18 protein-coding genes and 1 pseudogene are annotated in these 17,028 nt (G+C 74.0%); 10 read left to right on the top strand and 9 right to left on the bottom strand.

The annotated features are described in order from the left end of the window. Window positions 1-236 precede the first annotated feature (236 nt). Both J5Y04_RS15035 and J5Y04_RS15030 read left to right on the top strand, forming a co-directional pair. A complete protein-coding gene (locus J5Y04_RS15035) occupies window positions 237-677 on the top strand; it encodes a PPOX class F420-dependent oxidoreductase (protein WP_209412503.1) in 441 nt (146 codons plus the stop codon). A gap of 84 nt (window positions 678-761) precedes the next feature. After that, window positions 762-1,622, top strand: a complete 861-nt coding sequence (locus J5Y04_RS15030; RefSeq protein WP_209412502.1) for a hypothetical protein — start codon at window positions 762-764, stop codon at window positions 1,620-1,622. A gap of 256 nt (window positions 1,623-1,878) precedes the next feature. On the opposite strand, the gene J5Y04_RS15025 is transcribed toward J5Y04_RS15030, so the two are convergent. From J5Y04_RS15025 to J5Y04_RS14995, 7 genes are all read right to left on the bottom strand, one after another. Then, a complete protein-coding gene (locus tag J5Y04_RS15025) occupies window positions 1,879-2,211 on the bottom strand; it encodes a TcmI family type II polyketide cyclase (RefSeq protein ID WP_209412501.1) in 333 nt (110 codons plus the stop codon). 5 nt (window positions 2,212-2,216) lie between these two features. Beyond that, a complete protein-coding gene (locus J5Y04_RS15020) occupies window positions 2,217-2,672 on the bottom strand; it encodes an SRPBCC family protein (RefSeq protein ID WP_209412500.1) in 456 nt (151 codons plus the stop codon). Window position 2,673: 1 nt separating this feature from the next. Continuing rightward, entirely contained in the window at window positions 2,674-2,934 is a 261-nt protein-coding gene (locus J5Y04_RS15015) for an acyl carrier protein (RefSeq protein WP_148641381.1), read from the bottom strand. Between the two features lie 39 nt (window positions 2,935-2,973). Next, the gene (locus tag J5Y04_RS15010) at window positions 2,974-4,215 is read right to left on the bottom strand and encodes a beta-ketoacyl synthase N-terminal-like domain-containing protein (protein WP_209412499.1); all 1,242 of its coding nucleotides are present in this window, start codon (window positions 4,213-4,215) and stop codon (window positions 2,974-2,976) included. Between the two features lie 5 nt (window positions 4,216-4,220). Beyond that, window positions 4,221-5,477, bottom strand: a complete 1,257-nt coding sequence (locus J5Y04_RS15005) for a beta-ketoacyl synthase (protein ID WP_209412498.1) — start codon at window positions 5,475-5,477, stop codon at window positions 4,221-4,223. After that, window positions 5,474-5,908: a cupin domain-containing protein gene (locus tag J5Y04_RS15000; RefSeq protein WP_209412497.1), complete on the bottom strand. Its 435-nt coding sequence runs from the start codon at window positions 5,906-5,908 to the stop codon at window positions 5,474-5,476. The genes J5Y04_RS15005 and J5Y04_RS15000 overlap by 4 nt, the downstream gene beginning before the upstream one ends. A 75-nt stretch (window positions 5,909-5,983) precedes the next feature. Then, window positions 5,984-7,150, bottom strand: coding sequence for a SchA/CurD-like domain-containing protein (locus J5Y04_RS14995; protein WP_209412496.1), 1,167 nt, complete (start codon window positions 7,148-7,150; stop codon window positions 5,984-5,986). Between the two features lie 301 nt (window positions 7,151-7,451). Here J5Y04_RS14995 and J5Y04_RS14990 point away from each other — a divergent pair, with 301 nt between their 5' ends. After that, window positions 7,452-9,077, top strand: coding sequence for an FAD-dependent monooxygenase (locus J5Y04_RS14990; protein WP_209412495.1), 1,626 nt, complete (start codon window positions 7,452-7,454; stop codon window positions 9,075-9,077). Between the two features lie 111 nt (window positions 9,078-9,188). Here the strand turns inward: J5Y04_RS14990 and J5Y04_RS14985 are convergent, their stop codons facing one another. Continuing rightward, window positions 9,189-10,847: an APC family permease gene (locus J5Y04_RS14985; protein ID WP_209412494.1), complete on the bottom strand. Its 1,659-nt coding sequence runs from the start codon at window positions 10,845-10,847 to the stop codon at window positions 9,189-9,191. Between the two features lie 389 nt (window positions 10,848-11,236). On the opposite strand from J5Y04_RS14985, the gene J5Y04_RS14980 reads away from it, so the two are divergent. The 6 genes and pseudogenes from J5Y04_RS14980 (at window position 11,237) to J5Y04_RS14955 (ending at window position 15,810) form a co-directional block, all read left to right on the top strand. Beyond that, complete coding sequence (locus tag J5Y04_RS14980; RefSeq protein WP_209412493.1) at window positions 11,237-11,539, top strand: urease subunit gamma; 303 nt, start codon at window positions 11,237-11,239, stop codon at window positions 11,537-11,539. Window positions 11,540-11,553: 14 nt separating this feature from the next. Then, complete coding sequence (locus J5Y04_RS14975; protein WP_209412492.1) at window positions 11,554-11,865, top strand: urease subunit beta; 312 nt, start codon at window positions 11,554-11,556, stop codon at window positions 11,863-11,865. Beyond that, entirely contained in the window at window positions 11,858-13,594 is a 1,737-nt protein-coding gene (locus J5Y04_RS14970) for an urease subunit alpha (protein WP_209412491.1), read from the top strand. The genes J5Y04_RS14975 and J5Y04_RS14970 overlap by 8 nt, the downstream gene beginning before the upstream one ends. Next, on the top strand, window positions 13,594-14,259 hold the full coding sequence (locus J5Y04_RS14965) for an urease accessory protein UreF (RefSeq protein WP_209412490.1): 666 nt from the start codon (window positions 13,594-13,596) through the stop codon (window positions 14,257-14,259). Before J5Y04_RS14970 ends, J5Y04_RS14965 begins: the two co-directional genes overlap by 1 nt. Then, window positions 14,249-14,944: pseudogene (gene ureG, locus J5Y04_RS14960) on the top strand (urease accessory protein UreG); the annotation flags it as partial. The gene J5Y04_RS14965 and the pseudogene ureG, both read left to right, overlap by 11 nt. Window positions 14,945-15,045: 101 nt before the next feature. Beyond that, window positions 15,046-15,810, top strand: a complete 765-nt coding sequence (locus J5Y04_RS14955) for an urease accessory protein UreD (RefSeq protein ID WP_209412488.1) — start codon at window positions 15,046-15,048, stop codon at window positions 15,808-15,810. 5 nt (window positions 15,811-15,815) lie between these two features. Here the strand turns inward: J5Y04_RS14955 and J5Y04_RS14950 are convergent, their stop codons facing one another. After that, complete coding sequence (locus J5Y04_RS14950) at window positions 15,816-16,742, bottom strand: serine/threonine dehydratase (RefSeq protein ID WP_209412487.1); 927 nt, start codon at window positions 16,740-16,742, stop codon at window positions 15,816-15,818. Between the two features lie 80 nt (window positions 16,743-16,822). Between J5Y04_RS14950 and J5Y04_RS14945 the strand changes: the two genes are divergently transcribed. Further along, window positions 16,823-16,990 carry a hypothetical protein gene (locus tag J5Y04_RS14945; RefSeq protein ID WP_209412486.1) on the top strand — a complete coding sequence of 56 codons (168 nt, stop codon included), beginning with the start codon at window positions 16,823-16,825 and terminating at the stop codon, window positions 16,988-16,990. Window positions 16,991-17,028: the final 38 nt, after the last annotated feature.

Raw genomic sequence — 17,028 nt, 5'->3', positions numbered from 1 at the left:
CCGACACGTCGTCGGGCAAGGGGACTCGCGGAGGTGCGCCTGATCCACCGTCAACCACCGTGACGGCCGCTGCCACCGGAGGACGGCAGTGACGGCGGCGGTCGTGCGGCCCTTCGGGTGGACTCGCGGGCGTGTTCACCCGGGTGCCCCGGCGATCCGGGTGAATCCGGTTCAGGCCTGGCCCGGGGGAGGCGGGCGGCGGCGTGGAGCCCGGCGCGCGCGGGCAGGCATGACGCATGGTCGAGATCTCGAAGGACGTACAGGCGAGGATCGAGGCGGGGCACGTCTGGTACGTCGCCACGGTCAACGCGGACGGGTCACCGCACGTCAGCCCGATGTGGGTGGGCACGCAGGGCGGTCTGGTGCTGTTCAACACCTCGGTCGGCCGGGTCAAGGAGCGCAACCTGCGGCGTGACCCCCGGGTCTGCCTCTCGCACGCGGACGCCGCCGACCCGTACGACCGGGTGCAGATCCGGGGGCGGGCGGTCCGGTTCGTCGAGGGGGAGGAGGCTGACCGGAACATGGACCGGCTGGCCGCGGTGTACCTCGGGGCGGAGCGCTACGAGTGGCGGATCCCCGGCGAGCGGCGGGTGGTGGTCCTGGTCGAACCGGACCGGATCAGCCGGGTGGTCGGCGTCGAGGCCCTCCCGCCGGGCGCGCCGGGGGCCCACGGGTAACCCGGCTCCCGAGGGCACCCCGGGGAACCGGGTCCGGCCGGCCGCGTCTATCTTGATGGTCCACTGACACCAGAGGGAGCGGGAATGGGCACGGTCGGTCGGAAGGTTGCGGCGGTGGCGGCGACGGGGGTTCTGCTGGGCGTGCTGGCGGCCTGTGGCTCCGGAGGGTCGAAGACCTCCCACGACGTGGCGGCGGGCGGCGCGAGCCCGGCGGCGGGGGCGACCGCCGGCGCAGCCACGACGGCGCCCGCGGACGCCGGGGCGAGCCCGGCCGGCGGTGCCGCGTCCGCCACCTCCGCGGCCGCTTCGGCACCCGGTGCGGCGGCCGGTACGCCCGGCACGCCCGCGCCCGGGGCTGCGGGCACGCCGTCGCAGGGCGGCGGTGCGGGTGCCGCCGGCGGCGGCACCGCGCAGCCCGCCGGGGCGGACTCCGACACGCTGCTCCTCGACGACAGGCTCCTGCTCCAGCTGATGCCGGACCAGAAGGCCATGACCGGCTGGGAGGAGGAGAAGCGCCGGGTGGACACCGCCGACCACGCCACCACCTGCAGCGGCGCCGGCTCGTGCACCGGCAAGCCGCTCAGCGGGACGGCCCGGTTCTCCTCCGGTGAGGTGACCGCGCGCTTCGGGATCGACACCCTCCCGAGCAAGGCGGCGGCCAAGGACCGGCTCGCGGAGGCCTACGCGGCGTACGGCGACGCCGGCAAGTACCACACGGTCGACCTGGCCGCGCTGGGCAGCGAGAGCCGCGTCTTCCAGGGCCAGCTGGCCGGCCGGGACGGCGTCACCGTCGTGCTGCGCTCCGGCACGGTCGTGGCGACGGTGACCACCGAGGGCGGCCCGGTCGACCCCGCGGCGACCCGGCGGCTCGCCGCGATGCTGGTCCAGCGCGTGGAGCAGGCCCAGGCGGGCCGGACCCCGGACGCGGTCCTCGGCACGGCCTGAGAAACGGCCTGAGAAACGGCCTGAGGGACGGCTCGGCGAGCGGCCCGGCGAACGTTCCGTGAAACGGGGGCCGGCGAACCGCCTCACGAGCGTCCTGACGAGCGGCCCGGCGAACGTCCCGGGAAACGGGGCCCGGCGAGCGGCCCGGGCGTGCCGCGGGGCGCCCGGCCCCGTGCCATGCGCCCCGCACGCTGCGTGCGCCCGCGCACGCCGGTGCCCCGCAGGCCTGCCTGCGGGGCACCGTGCGGTTCGCGGCTCAGTTGAGGCCGCTGCGCTCCCAGCGGTAGAACTCGCGCGCCATGGCGTCCTTGGGCTCCCGCCAGGTGGCCGGGTCGTACGCCTGGACGTAGGCGGTGAGGGCGTCGCTGACCGCCCGGAACTCCGGGTGGCCGGTCACCTGGGCGACGGCCGGGCCCGGCGGGCGGTCCGCCTCGATCAGGTGCAGGTAGACGTCGCCGAACTGGAAGAGGCTGCGGCCGGTGACGCCGATCAGGTGCGGCAGTTCGCCGCGGTCGGACTCGGCGAACACCTCGGCGATGCCCTGGGCCGCGTCCGGCTTCATCCGGGCGACGATCAGTGCGCGGTGCATCCGGCTCACACCTCCCCGGCCTGCTTCTCGACCTTCTCGCGGATCAGCTGCATCTGGATGCGCGAGTTGCGGTTGATGTGGTTGACCATGCCGTCGTCGTCGACCGGGGCGGTGGGCTTCATCGCGAAGTCCTGGACCCAGCGCATCTTCGTGCCGGCCGGGACCTCCGTGTACTCCCAGCGGATGTCCATGAACTCGAACGGCCCGGGCTCGACCCGGCGGGCGCGCACCGCGAGCGAGGCCCGGTCGGTGGTGCGCTCGGAGACCCAGCTCCAGACCTGGCCGTTCTCGTCGGGGTGCATGGTGAGCCGGAAGCGTACGCTGTCGCCGTCCCGCTCCAGCACCTCGACGGAGGCGTACTCGCTGAACAGCTGCGGCCAGTTCTCCAGGTCGTTGGTGATCTCCCAGACCAGGTCGAGCGGCGCGGCGATGACGATCTCGTTGTCCGTGTGTCCGGGCATCTCAGGCACCGGCCTTCGAGGTGAACGCGGAGTTCACCAGGTCGAGGAACTCGGCCGGGGTCTTGGCCGACTCCGCACCGTTGGTGACCTTCACGCCGTGCCGGTTCTCCAGTTCGCCGACCACGCCGAGCAGACCGAGGGAGTCCACGCCGAACTCGTCGAAGCTGGCGCCGGGGCGCTCCAGCTCGACCGGGTCGATCGCGACGCCGGCCCGGGCCTCGATCAGTGCGGCCAGTTCGGGGTGGCTGAGGGTGTTGCTCACGGGAAGTCCCTTCTAGGTGAGCCAAACAGGGGTTGTCGGTCAGGCCCGGTCGTCGCGCCGGAGGACCAGCGCGGCGTTGGAGCCCATCAGCCCGCGGCTGAGCACCAGCGCGGTGCGCAGCTCGGCCGGGCGGGCGCGGCCGGTCACCAGGGCGAGGTCGTGGCAGACCTCGGTGACGTTGGGGGTGGGCGGCAGGACGCCGTCCTCCATGGCGAGCACGGCGGCCGCCGCGTCGAGCAGCGGTGCGCCGCAGTAGGCCCGCCCGGTCCCGGACTTGGGCGCGGTCACCGGGACGCGCTCGGCGTACGGGCCGAGGGCGTCGGCCAGGGCGAGCGCCTCGGCGCGGTCGGCGGCCGGGACGCCGAGGGCGTCGGCGAAGACCACGTCGACCTCCTCCGCGGCGATCCGGGCCTGGTCGAGCGCGATCCGGATCGCGGCGGCCAGTCCCTCCCGGGAGTCCTCCCAGCGGGAGGCGCCGGTGAAGGTGGCGCCGTGCCCGGCGATGCGGGCCCGGACGGCGGCCCCGCGCCGGCGGGCCGCCTCCTCGTCCTCCAGCAGCAGCATCGCACCGCCCTCGGCGGGGGCGAAGCCGTTGGCGTCGGCGGAGAACGGCAGGTAGGCCCGGTCGGGATCCTCGGCGAGGCTGAGCTCGGGGTACCCGAGCTGGCAGACCATCGAGTACGGCGCCAGTGGTGCCTCGGCCGCGCCGGCCACCACCGCGTCGGTGCCGCGCGCGATCGTGCGGGCCGCGTGCGCGAGGGCGTCCAGGCCGCCGGCCTCGTCGCTGGCGACCACACCGCAGGGGCCCTTGTAGCCGCCGCGGATCGAGACCTGGCCGGTGCTGGCCGCGTAGAACCAGGCGATGGACTGGTAGGGGCCGACGAACTGTGGTCCCTGGCCCCAGAGTTGCTGCAGCTCGCGCTGGCCGAACTCGCCGCCGCCGGATCCGGCTGCGGTCACCACGCCCACCGCGTACGGCTGTTCGGGGTCAGCGGTGTAGCCGGCGTCCGCCACCGCCAGGTCGGCGGCGGCCATCGCGTAGTGCGTGAAGCGGTCGGTCTGTACCAGGTAGCGGCTGTCGATCACGGACTGCGGGTCGAAGTCCCGTACCTGCCCCGCGATGCGCAGCGGGAGGTCGGCGCAGCCCTCGCGGGATATCCGGTCGAGGACGCTCACGCCCTGCCTGGTGGCCTTCCAGAAGGCGTCGGTACCGACGCCGTTCGGCGCCACCACGCCGAGGCCGGTGATCACGGCCCGGCGGCCCTGTTGACGTGACGTCATGGATCTCACCCCGTTCTGTTGAGCACGACGGCGGACTGGAACCCGCCGAATCCACTGCCGACCGAGAGGATGTGACGGAGCGGCAGCTCGCGCGCGGTGCGCGGCACGTAGTCGAGGTCGCACTCCGGGTCCGGAGTCTCGTAGTTGGCGGTCGGCGGTACCACGCCGTGGGCCAGTGCGAGGGTGCAGGCGACCACCTCGATCGCGCCGATCGCGCCGAGCGAGTGCCCGACCATCGACTTGATCGAGCTCATCGGCGTCTCGTACGCGTGCCCGCCGAGCGAGCGCTTGACGGCCGCCGTCTCGTGCCGGTCGTTCTGTTTGGTGCCCGAGCCGTGCGCGTTGACGTAGTCGACGTCGGTGCGGTTGACCCGGGCGTGGCCGAGCGCCTCGTCGATCGCCCTGGACATCTCCAGCCCCTCCTGGGTGAGGCCGGTCATGTGGTAGGCGTTGCCGAAGGTCGCGAAGCCGCCGATCTCGCCGTAGATCCGCGCGCCGCGCCGGCGGGCGTGCTCCAGCTCCTCCAGCACCAGGACGGCGCCGCCCTCGCCGAGCACGAAGCCGTCCCGGTGGGCGTCGAAGGGGCGGGAGGCGTGTTCCGGGTCGTCGTTGCGTTCGCTGGTGGCCTTGATGGCGTCGAAGCAGGCGACGGTGATCGGCGAGATCGGCGAGTCGGAGGCGCCGGCGATGCAGATGTCGGCGCGTCCCTCCTCGACCGCCTGGAAGGCGTAGCCGATCGCGTCCAGCCCGGAGGTGCAGCCGGTGGAGACGGTCTGCACCGGGCCGTGCGCGCCGGTGCGCTCGGCGACCGTGGAGGCCAGGGTGGAGGGCGCGAAGGCCCGGTGCAGCTGAGGCTCGGCCCGCCGGTGGTCGACGTCCCAGCGGGCGCCGCCGGCGCTGACCAGGGCGTAGTCGTGCTCCAGCCGGGTGGTGCCGCCGACGGCGGTGCCGAGCGAGACCCCGATCCGCCACGGGTCCTCGGCGGCGAGGTCCAGGCCCGCGTCGGCGACCGCCTCGTCCGTCGCCACCATGGCGAACTGCACGTACCGGTCGGCCCGTTGGACGTCCTCGGGGCTCAGTCCGTGCGCCGCCGGGTCGAAGTCGCACTCGGCGGCGATCCGGGAGCGGAACCCGGTGGGGTCGAAGAGCGTGATGCCCCGGGTCGCCGTCCGGCCGGAGGTGAGCAGCCGCCAGAAGGCCGGAACGCCCACGCCGCCGGGTGCGACCACGCCGATCCCGGTGACGGCTACGCGCCGTGTCACGAAGCGACCTTGGCGTGTTCCGGGGGACCGGAGGTGCCGGCCTCCCCGGTCTCCTCGGTGTCGACGTGGCCCAGCTCGGGGCGCGGGGCGAGCGGGCCGAGGTGGAAGACCATCCGGGCCTCGGTGTCGCCGACGTTGCGGAACCGGTGGCGCATGTTGAGCGGGATCATCAGGCCCTGGTTGGGCTTGAGCGCCCGGGTGACCCCGTCGAGGTCCACCTCCAGGTCGCCGCTGACCACGAAGACGAACTCCTCGGAGTACGGGTGGTAGTGCTCGCCGATCCGCTCGCCGGGCTGGACGATGGCCAGGCCCATGAAGCCGCTGGTCGCGCCGCAGGTGGTGGGGGTGAGCATGGCGCGCAGGTCGCCGCCGCGCCGGCGGTTCTCCGGTGCCTCGTCGACGTGCACGATCCGTGGGTACTGCGTGGACATGGTTTCTTCCTCCGAGTGTGTGGGGTCCGGGCTTCGGGGCCGGGGGCTCTGGAGCCGGTGTGGAACGGGGTGTCGTCAGTTCCCCTGCGAGCTGCGGTCGGTGACCGGGTTCATCGCGCGGGCGGCGAGGACGGCGCTCAGCCCCGCGACGGTGCGCAGGTCGCTGTCGGCGCCGAGGTCGAGCAGCCGGCCGAGGACGGTGGCCTCGCGCTCGCCGGCCACGCCGAGGGCCGCCGCCGGGTCGGCCTCGGCGGGTACCCGCAGGTCCACCAGGCGGACCACGACGTCCTCCCGGTGGAAGACGACGGCCGTCGCGACCGGGCCGGTCGGGTCCGCGGTGGCGAGGTTGTCGTACTCGGCCAGCAGCGCGGCGACGGCCTGCCCGTTGCCCGGCTTGACCGGGTAGAGCACGGCGTGCCGGTGCAGCCGCCCGGAGGCCGGGGAGCCGGCGATCGCCTGGTGCTCGGCGGGCAGCGCGGCCTTGGCGAAGAAGGCGCGCGCGGCCTGCGGGTCGCCCAGCTGGCGGGCCTCCTCCAGGTACGGGTTGATCGCCTCCTCGACGGCCCGGACCTCGGGCTGCATGGCGACGTGGCGCAGCGCGTCGCCGAGGCTGCCGGTGACCTCGACGGCCCGGACCACCCGGTTGCCGTGCATGAACAGCGAGGTGCGGCGCAGCCGCGTGTTCTCGTCCACCTCGGCCTTGGGGGAGGCGTAGCCGGACAGGATGCGGGCCACCTTCTGCTCGCTGCCCGGCTTGACGGTGAAGGTCAGCGCGTGGCGGATCACCCCGTCCGGGCCGGGGGCGGCCTGCGGCGGGCCGACGTGCCCGGCCGGCGCGGTGCGCGGCAGGCCGGGCGGCACCTCGACCGGGGCGCGGGTGCCGGTGGCGCCGGCCGCGGAGGTCTCCCGGAGGATGGAGTAGCGCAGCGAGCGGAAGGTGTCGCTCACGCAGCCGTGCATCGGCTTGACCATCTCGCGGTGCGCCGGGCTGTCCACCCACTCCAGGAAGGTCTCCTGGTCCTGCCACTCGCTGGTGATCAGCCACTGCCGGGGGTCGTTGATCGACTGGCACAGCTGGTCGCTGACGTGCCCGGGGACGGACGCCACCTGGTGGCGCAGCTTCTCGTACACGTCCAGGAAGCGCTGCTGGGCGCCGTCCTTGATCTCCAGCATCAGCATCACGCGCAGCCGCGTTTCGGTCTCGGCCTGCTGTTGCGCCTGCGGTTCGGACAGAGTCGTCATGATCCACTTTCTGCTTCTGGGGCGCCCGCGTCCGGCCGCGCGGGGCGGCGTCCGGCCAGGGGTCCGGCGGGGGAGGGCGGTGCGGTGGCGGTCGGCCCGGGCATCGGCATCAGGCCTGAGGTCGATCGTGCGCGGAGCCCACGGGTGGCGCGAGATTTGCGGGCCATCCGAGCGAAGAGGCGGCACAACGCCCCCGGGGCGGGGGATGCAGAGACGGGGCCGCCGTCTGTGCGCGCCCCGCCGAGGGCGGCGCCGAGCCCCGCAGCCGGTCCGCGAACTCCCGTACAGGCTGGAGTAATTGATGAATCCGAAGGTTGACGACCGGGTGCCGGTCCTGATCGTCGGCGGCTCGCTGGTCGGGCTGTCGGCCTCACTCTTCCTGGGCCGACTGGGTGTCAGACACCTGCTCGTCGAGAAGCACGCCGACACCTCGCATCACCCGCGTGGCCGAGGCAACAACGTCCGCACGATGGAGCTGTACCGGGTGGCCGGGATCGAGCCGGCGATCCGCGAGGCGGCCTCGGTGCTCGCCGCCAACCACGGCATCCTCCAGACCCCCTCGCTGACCGGGGAGGAGCAGGAGTGGCTGTTCCGGGAGATCGACCCGGGCGGCCGGCTGGCCCGGTTCAGCCCGAGCGCGTGGTGCCTGTGCAGCCAGAACGACCTGGAGCCGGTGCTGCTGAAGTCCGCCCGCGAGCTCGGCGGCGACCTGCGCTTCAGCACCGAGCTGCTCTCCTTCGAGCAGGACGCCGACGGGGTGACCGCGCTGCTGCGCAGCCGGGAGACCGGTGAGGAGCGCACCGTCCGGGCGCAGTACCTCGTCGCCGCGGACGGCCCGCGCAGCCCGTCCCGGGAGCGGCTGGGCATCGGCCAGACCGGCAAGGGCGAGCTGTTCCACAACGTCAGCATCACCTTCCGGGCCAAGCGGCTGGCGGAGGCGGTGGGCGACCGGCACTTCATCGCCTGCTACCTCACCAACCCGGAGGCCGACGGCGCGTTGCTGCCGGTGGACAACCACGAGGAGTGGGTGTTCCACGCGCCCTGGCACCCCGAGCACGGCGAGCCGCTGGAGGCGTTCACCGACGGGCGGTGCGTGCGGCACATCCGGGCGGCGGTCGGCATGCCCGACCTGGAGGTGGAGGTCACCGGCAAGGCGCCGTGGCACGCGGCCGAGCGGGTGGCCGAGCGCTACTCCGGCGGGCGGGTCTTCCTGGCCGGGGACGCCGCGCACGAGATGTCGCCGACCGGTGCGTTCGGTTCCAACACCGGCATCCAGGACGCGCACAACCTGGCCTGGAAGCTGGCCGCGGTGCTCGGCGGCTGGGCCGGGCCGGGGCTGCTGGACACGTACGGGCAGGAGCGCCGGCCGGTTGCCGAGGTGACCAGCGAGCGCGCCTCGGCCCGTTCGGCCGAGCACAGCCACCCCGGGTACGCGGTGGTGCCGGGCGTGGGCCGGCAGGCCGGGGTGCTGGCGGTGGCGCTGGGCTACCGCTACCCGGCGGGCGCGGTGGCCGGGGCGGATTCGGCCGGCGCGGTGGTGCCGGAGAAGTTCGAGTCGGCCGGCGAGCCCGGCAGCCGGGCGCCGCACCAGTGGCTGCTGCGGGCGGGCGTGAAGCTCTCCACCCTCGACCTGTACGAGCAGGCGATGGTGCTGCTCACCGGCCCGGACGGGCGGGCCTGGCACGAGGGTGCCCGGCGGGCGGCCGACCGGCTGGCCGTCCCGCTGGACGCGTACCGGATCGGCCTGGGAGCGGAGGACGACCTGGCGCCCGAGCCGGGCACCGACTTCGCCGAGCTGCACGGGGTGCGGCCGGACGGCGCGGTGCTGGTCCGGCCGGACGGCTTCGTCGCCTGGCGCTCCGAGGGCGCGGCGGCGGACCCGGAGGCGGTGGTGACGGCGGCGCTGCGCGAGGTGCTGAAGCTGTAGCGCCGGCCCGGTACCGGACCCGGTCGCCACAGGAGGCGAGCGGGCGGCGGACGCAACGGGACGGGCCCGCCGGGTGAACCGGCGGGCCCGTCCTGGTGTGCGGCGGGGGCGTCAGTGACCGCCCGCGTCGACCACCTCGATGTCCTCGATGTTCTGCTCGATCGCGTCGGCCGGCAGCGCGACCCGGATCGCCCAGAAGTAGATGGCGAGGGCGAACGCGGCGACCGCGCCCATGTCCCACCACATCGGGATGTTGCCGGCGCCGTCGCCGAACCCGCCCTGCCAGGAGATCAGGCCGAGGCCCACCAGGTAGACCGGCAGCCACTGCGCGGCGCGCCAGTCCAGGCGCGGGGCGTTCGGCAGGCCCTTGCGGATCGCGTACGCGGCGTAGCTGCCGAGCAGGACGTAGCCCAGGACGATCGCCATGCCCAGGCGGGACAGGGTGTGCCAGCCGGCCCAGTAGATGATCAGGCTGGCGACCACGAAGGCGAGCGGGGAGATCACGCCGCCGAGGGGCAGGCGGTAGGAGCGCTCACGGGCGGGCAGGCGGCGGCGCAGCGCGCCGAAGGCCAGCGGGGCGCCCGCGTACATCAGCACGCTGGCGGAGGTGATGAAGCCGACCAGCTCCTGCCAGCTCGGGAAGGGCAGGAAGCAGATGACGCCGGTGATGAAGGAGAGGGCCAGGCCGAACCACGGCACGCCGCGCTTGTCGAGCTGCTCGAACTTCTGCGGCGCGTAGCCGTTCTTGCTCAGGCCGTAGGAGATGCGCGAGGTGGAGGTGGTGTAGATCAGGCCGGTGCCGCCGGGGGAGACGATGGCGTCGAAGTAGAGCACCCAGGCGAGCCAGCCGAGGCCGACCACGGTGGCGAGGCCGGCGAACGGGCCCTCGATGCCGGGGAAGTCCAGCTTGTCCCAGCCGTTGGCGAAGGAGCTGAGCGGCAGCGCGCCGATGAAGACGACCTGGAGCAGGACGTAGATCAGGGTGCCGATGGCGACCGAGCCGAGCACCGCGCGGGGGATGTCGCGCTTGGGGTTGCGGCTCTCACCGGAGATCTGGATGGCCTGCTCGAAGCCGAGCAGCGCGAAGATGATGCCGCTGGAGCTGATCGCCGCGAGCACGCCCTTGATGCCGAACGGGGCGAAGCCGTGCGAGGTGAAGTTCGAGCCGTGGAAGTTGGTCAGGGCGAGCACGAAGATCGTGAACAGCGGAATGAAGATCTTCAGCCAGGTCGCGACCGAGTTGGTGTGGGCCAGGACCCGCACACCGAGGAAGTTGACCGCGACGAAGACGCCCATCAGCAGCACCGCGACGATGAAGCCGCTGGTGGTGAGGGTGCCGTTGTCGTTGAGGAAGCTCTTCGCGAACTCCCAGTGCCCCGCGTACCCGATCATGGCCTCGACCTCGATCGGTGCCACCGTCGCGGCCTGCAGCCAGGAGAACCAGCCGAAGGACATGCCGGCCAGGCCACCGAAGGCGTAGTGCGGGTAGCGGGCGGTGCCGCCGGCGACCGGGAAGAGCCCGCCGAGCTCGGCGTGCACCAGGGCGAGCAGCACGATGGCGACGGCGCCGATGCCCCAGGAGATGAGGGCGGCCGGGCCGGCGACCATGACGGCGTTCTTCGCGCCGAACAGCCAGCCGGAGCCGATGATCGAGCCGACCGAGGCCCAGAGCAGGCCGATCAGGCCCACTTCCCGGCGGAGAGACCGGTGGGCCGGGGCACCGTTGTCGGTGCCCGTGCCGGGCGGGGTCATCTGGTTGAGGGAAACCATTGGCAATCTCTCTGTGTGTGGGGGCCCCGGCTGTCGGAGCGCGGAGAGTTGCCACACAGTAGGCGTATTCATAGGCCTCTGCACAGATTTCATTACTGAATGTTTACCTACTTCGCCGGACATCCGCCCTGGTAGGGGGCATTCAGTTCATACATGTGTTACGTAACTGATGAGTAGGTTCAGTACTTGAGCGCGAATTGAGCTTCGGTCCAAGCTCTGGCAATCTGGACGGCAAATAGGGTTATAGAAATGGTGTGGACTGCATAGTGATACCGTCCGGGCCCGGCGGTGCGGTCTGCTGTCCGGGTGGTTCGTCCGCTACGGTATGCGCCACCATCGCGGCACAGTGTCGTGTCCGCGCGCTCTGACTCCCTCGAAGGTGCGCGCAGTTGAAACTCACCCCCCACGAGCAGGAGCGCCTGCTCATCCACGTGGCCGCCGACGTCGCCCGCTCCCGGCGGGCCCGCGGTCTGCGGCTCAACCACCCCGAGGCGGTCGCGCTGATCACCTCGCACGTCCTCGAAGGCGCCCGCGACGGCCGCACCGTCGCCGAGCTGATGGACTCCGGCCGCAGGGTGCTCACCCGGGACGACGTCATGGAGGGCATCCCCGCGATGATCCCGGACGTCCAGGTCGAGGCGACCTTCCCCGACGGCACCAAGCTCGTCACCGTCCACGGGCCGATCCAGTGAGCGCCGCCGAGGAGATGACGCCAGGTCAGATCCTCTACGGCGAAGGCGAGATCGGGCTCAACCTCGGGATGGAGGTGATCCGGCTGACCGTGCTCAACGGCGCCGACCGGCCCGTCCAGGTCGGCTCGCACTACCACTTCGCCGAGACCAACCCCGGCCTCCGGTTCGACCGTGCGGCCGCCCGCGGCCTGCGCCTCAACATCCCGGCCGGCACCGCCGTCCGCTTCGAACCGGGCATCCCGGCGGAGGTCCAGCTGGTCCCGATCGCCGGCCGGCGCGAGGTGGCCGGCCTGCGCGGCGAGACGGCGGGAGCCCTCGATGACTGACCGCCCCGCGCTCCGGCTCACCCGCGAGCGCTACGCCGACCTGTACGGCCCGACCACCGGCGACCGGATCCGGCTCGGCGACACCAATCTGCTCGTCGAGATCGAGGAGGACCGCAGCCGCGGCGGCGACGAAGCCGTCTTCGGTGGCGGCAAGGTGATCCGCGAGTCCATGGGCCAGGCCCGCACCAGCCGGGCCGAAGGGGCCCCGGACACCGTCGTCACCGGCGCCGTGGTGCTCGACCACTGGGGCGTCGTCAAGGCCGACATCGGCATCCGGGACGGCCGGATCACCGCTCTCGGCAAGGCCGGCAACCCCGAGACCATGGACGGAGTCCACCCGCTGCTGGTGATCGGCCCGGAGACCGAGGTGATCGCCGGCAACGGGCGGATCGTCACCGCCGGCGGCGTCGACACCCACGTCCACTTCATCTGTCCGCAGCTGGTGGACGAGGCGCTGGCCTCCGGCGTCACCACCCTCGTCGGCGGTGGCACCGGGCCCGCCGAGGGCACGAAGGCCACCACGATCACCCCCGGCGCGTGGCACCTCGGCCGGCTCTTCGCGGCGATGGACGGCCTGCCCGTCAACATCGGCCTGCTCGGCAAGGGCAACACCGTCAACGAGACGTCGATGCACGACCAGCTGCGGGCCGGCGCGCTCGGCTTCAAGATCCACGAGGACTGGGGCGCCACCCCGGCCGCGATCGACGCCTGCCTGCGGGTCTGCGAGCGGACCGGCGCCCAGCTCGCCATCCACACCGACACCCTGAACGAGGCCGGGTTCGTCGGCGACACCCTCGCCGCGATCGCCGGGCGCGGCATCCACGCCTACCACACGGAGGGTGCCGGCGGCGGCCACGCACCCGACATCATCACCGTGGTGGGCGAGGCCAACGTGCTGCCCAGCTCCACCAATCCGACCAGGCCGCACACCGTCAACACCATCGACGAACACCTCGACATGCTGATGGTCTGTCACCACCTCAATCCGCACGTGCCGGAGGACCTCGCCTTCGCCGAGTCCCGGATCCGGCCCTCCACCATCGCCGCCGAGGACGTCCTGCACGACCTCGGCGCCATCTCCATCATCAGCTCCGACTCCCAGGCGATGGGGCGGATCGGCGAAGTGGTGCTGCGCACCTGGCAGACCGCCCACGTGATGAAGGCCCGGCGCGGCGCGCTGCCCGGCGACGGCCGCGCCGACAACCACCGGGCGCGGCGCTACGTCGCCAAGTACACCATCAACCCGGCCGTCGCCCAGGGGCTGGACGGCGAGATCGGCTCGGTCGAACCCGGCAAGCTCGCCGACCTGGTGCTCTGGTCGCCCGCCTTCTTCGGGGCCAAGCCCGACCTGGTCGTCAAGGGCGGCCAGATCGCCTGGGCGCAGACGGGCGACGCCAACGCGTCCATCCCCACGCCCCAACCGGTGCTGCCCCGGCCGATGTTCGGCGCCACCGGGCGCTCGGCGGCGGCCAACTCGCTCAACTTCACCTCGCAGGCGGCGATCGACGACGGCCTGCCCGGGCGGCTGGCCGAACAGCTCGGCGTCGCCAAGGAGTTCACCGTGATCCGGAACACCCGCGGGGTCACCAAGGAGCAGATGGTCAACAACAGCGCCCGCCCCGACGTCCGGGTCGACCCCGACACCTTCACCGTCACCGTCGACGGCGAGGTCGTCACCCCGCAGCCGGCCGTCGAACTGCCGCTCGCCCAGCGGTACTTCCTCTTCTGATGACCCTCGCCGCGCTGCTGCTGCTCGCCGACGGGCGGTTCCCCGCCGGCGGGCACGCGCACTCCGGCGGCGCCGAGGCGGCGGTCAGGGCCGGGCGGGTGCACGACGGTGCGAGCATGACGGCCTTCCTCACCGGACGGCTGCACACCACCGGCCTGGTCGCCGCCGCCCTGGCCGCCTCGGCCGCCGCCGGACAGGACACCGCCGTCCTGGACGCGGCCGCCGAGGCCCGCACCCCCTCGCCCGCCCTGCGCGCCACCAGCCGCCGGCTCGGCCGCCAGCTGCTCCGGGCCGCCCGCGCCGCCTGGCCGCACCACCGGCTCGACCGGATCGCCGAGGCGTTCCCGCGCGGTGCGCACCAGCCGGTGGTGCTCGGAACCGCCGCCCTGGCCGCCGGGGTCACCCCCGCCCAGGCCGCGTCCGCCGCCGCCTACGAGAGCGTCAACGGGCCGGCCACGGCCTGCGTCCGGCTGCTCGGCCTCGACCCGTACGAGGTCGCCGCCGCGCTCGCCCGCCTCGCGCCGCAGCTCGACGCCGTCGCCGCCACCGCCCTCGAAGCGGCCCTGCGCGGCGACCCGGACGTGCTGCCCGCCGCCTCCGCCCCGCTGCTCGACGTCTACGCCGAGGAGCACCACTCCTGGAAGGTCCGCCTCTTTGCATCGTGACCCCGTCGACCCCGTCGACGCCCCCGTCCGCCACACCTACGGCGCTGCGGCCGCCACCGGCAGCGACGCCGCGGCCGGCGGCCGCCGCCGCGCCCTGCGGATCGGCCTCGGCGGGCCGGTCGGCTCCGGCAAGACCGCCACCGTCGCCGCCCTCTGCCGCCTGCTGCGCGAGGAGCTGTCGCTGGCCGTCGTCACCAACGACATCTACACCACCGAGGACGCCGAGTTCCTGCTCCGCAACGCCGTCCTGCCGCCCGAGCGGATCACCGCGGTCGAGACCGGCTGCTGCCCGCACACCGCCATCCGCGACGACATCTCCGCCAACCTGGAGGCCGTCGAGGACCTGGAGGACGCCGTCGGCCCGCTCGACCTCGTCCTGGTGGAGTCCGGTGGCGACAACCTCACCGCCACCTTCAGCCGTGGGCTGGTCGACCACCAGATCTTCGTCATCGACGTGTCCGGCGGCGACAAGATCCCGCGCAAGGGCGGCCCGGGCGTCTCCACCTCCGACCTGCTGGTGATCAACAAGACCGATCTGGCCCCGCTGGTCGGCGCCGATCTCGGGGTGATGGCCCGCGACGCCGCCGCCCAGCGCGGCGCACTGCCCACGGTCTTCTGCTCGCTCACCTCCGCCGAGGGCGTGGCACCGGTCGCGGCCTGGGTCCGGGAGAAGCTCACGGCCTGGCGCGGAAACGGCCTGCACGGGATGGACCTGCACGGGACGGCTCTGCCTGGGACGGCTCTGCGCGAGGCCGGCCCGGACGGGGCCGACCGGCACGGGGTCCGGTGACGGCCGCGCCCGTCCCGCGGGCCCGGATCCTCGCCGTGCCGGACGGGCGGGGCACCACCGCCCTGCCCGTCCTCTCCGGAGCCGGCCCGCTCGCACCCCGCCGCACCCGGGACGACGACGGCGCCGCCCACGTGGTCCTCGTCGGCTCGATGGCCGCACCGCTCGGCGGCGACCACCTCGCGCTCGACGTCGAGCTGGCGGACGGCGCCGCGCTCACCCTCACCAGCGCCGCCGCCACCATCAGCCTCCCGGGCCCCGGGCCCGCCCGCTACGACATCGACCTGACGGTGGGGGAGGGCGCCCGGCTCGACTGGCGGCCCGAACCGGTCGTCGCCGCGAGCGGCAGCCACCTCGTCCTGCACACCAGGATCACCCTCGCCGCCGGTGCCCGGCTGCGCTACCGGGAGGAGCAGATCCTCGGCCGCCACCACGACTGGGCCCGCGGCGCCGCCCCCGGCCGGCTCACCTCCCGGCTCACCGTCCGCCGGGCCGGCCGGCTCCTGCTCGACCAGCAGACCGACCTCGGCCCCGGCGCCCCCGGCTGGGACGGCCCCGCCGTCCTCGGCGGCCACCGCGCCACCGGCCAGCGGCTCACCGTCGGCCACCCGCCGCCGGAGCCGCCCCCGCCGCCCCCGCCGCCCCCGCCGCAGCGGCAGCCCGGCGCGGGCGACGCCGCCCTGCTCACCCTGCCCGACCCGGACGCCCTGCTGCTCACCGCCGCCGCCCCGGACGGGCTGGCCCTGCGCAGGCTGCTGGGGTAGGGCCGCTACCGGCCCGCGACCAGGTCGGACGGGTCGGTGTTGGCGCCGCACAGCAGGACGGCGATCCGCTCGCCGTCCGTCTGGTCCAGCGCGGCGAGGGCGGTGGCCGCGGCGTGCTCGACGGCGATCCGACGTTCGTCCCAAAGCTCCTGCCGGGCACGGACGATGGCGGTGTCCGGCACCAACACCGACCGCACGCCGTCCTGTCGGGCGGCGTGCAGGGCAAGTGCCGTGGCCCGCCTGGCCCCCAACGAGTCCGAGGCCACCGACTCGACCGGGACGTCCACCGGGCGGCCGGCCGCCACCGCCGCGTTCAGCGCCCGGCTGCCGGCCGGCTCCACCGCCACCACCCGGACGCCGTGCTCGCGTGCCGCGGCCGCCACCCCCGCGAACAGCCCGCCGCCGCCCACCGAGACCACCACCGTGTCCAGGCCGGGGACACGCTCCCTGATCTCCTCCAGGACCGTCCCGGCCCCGGCGGCGATCAGCGGGTGGTCGTAGGCGTGCGAGGCCAGTGCGCCACCCGTCGTGGCGAACTCCTCGCAGGCGGCCAGCGCCTCCGCGTACTCGCCGCCCGCAAGCCGCACCTCGGCGCCGTACGAGCGCAGCCGCGCCACCTTCACCGGCGGGGCCGTCTCCGGCAGGAACACCGTGGCCCGTACGCCGAGTTCACGGGCCGCCCAGGCGCAGGCCAGGCCCGCGTTGCCGCCCGAGGCGATGGTCACCCCGGCGGCGGGCAGGGTGCCCGCCGCAGCGTGCGCGAGCAGGAAGTTCTGTGCGCCACGCGCCTTGAAACTGCCGGTGTGCTGGAGGTACTCCAGCGCCAGCCACACCCGCCCGCGCTCGTCCCCCGGCGCCACCACCACCGGCCGCACCCGCCCCGCGATCCGTTCCCCAGCCGCCTTCACGTCGTCGTACGTCAGGTGGTCCACGCCGCTGGTCTCCTCCGCGCCGGGGGCGGAGGCCGGCCCCCGCCACGTCACCGCCGACGGTACGCGCCCGCGGTGCGGAGGTGAAGATCACGACCGGGCCGGCCCGGGACCGGCGCGTCCTGCTGGAGCCGGCGACGGCCGCCCTGATCGCCGTGGCCTTCCTCGGCGAGCCGCTCACCCCGGGCCTCCTGGCCGGCTCCGCGCTGCTGCTCGCGGCGATCGCCGCCCTGGCCCGCGAGAGCGGCTGACGGCGGGCCCGCCCGTCCCCCGGCGGGGCGCGGGCGGG

The organism is Kitasatospora sp. RG8 (assembly GCF_017813315.1).
Lineage (GTDB): Bacteria > Actinomycetota > Actinomycetes > Streptomycetales > Streptomycetaceae > Kitasatospora.
This window is presented reverse-complemented; position numbering and strand designations above follow the sequence as displayed.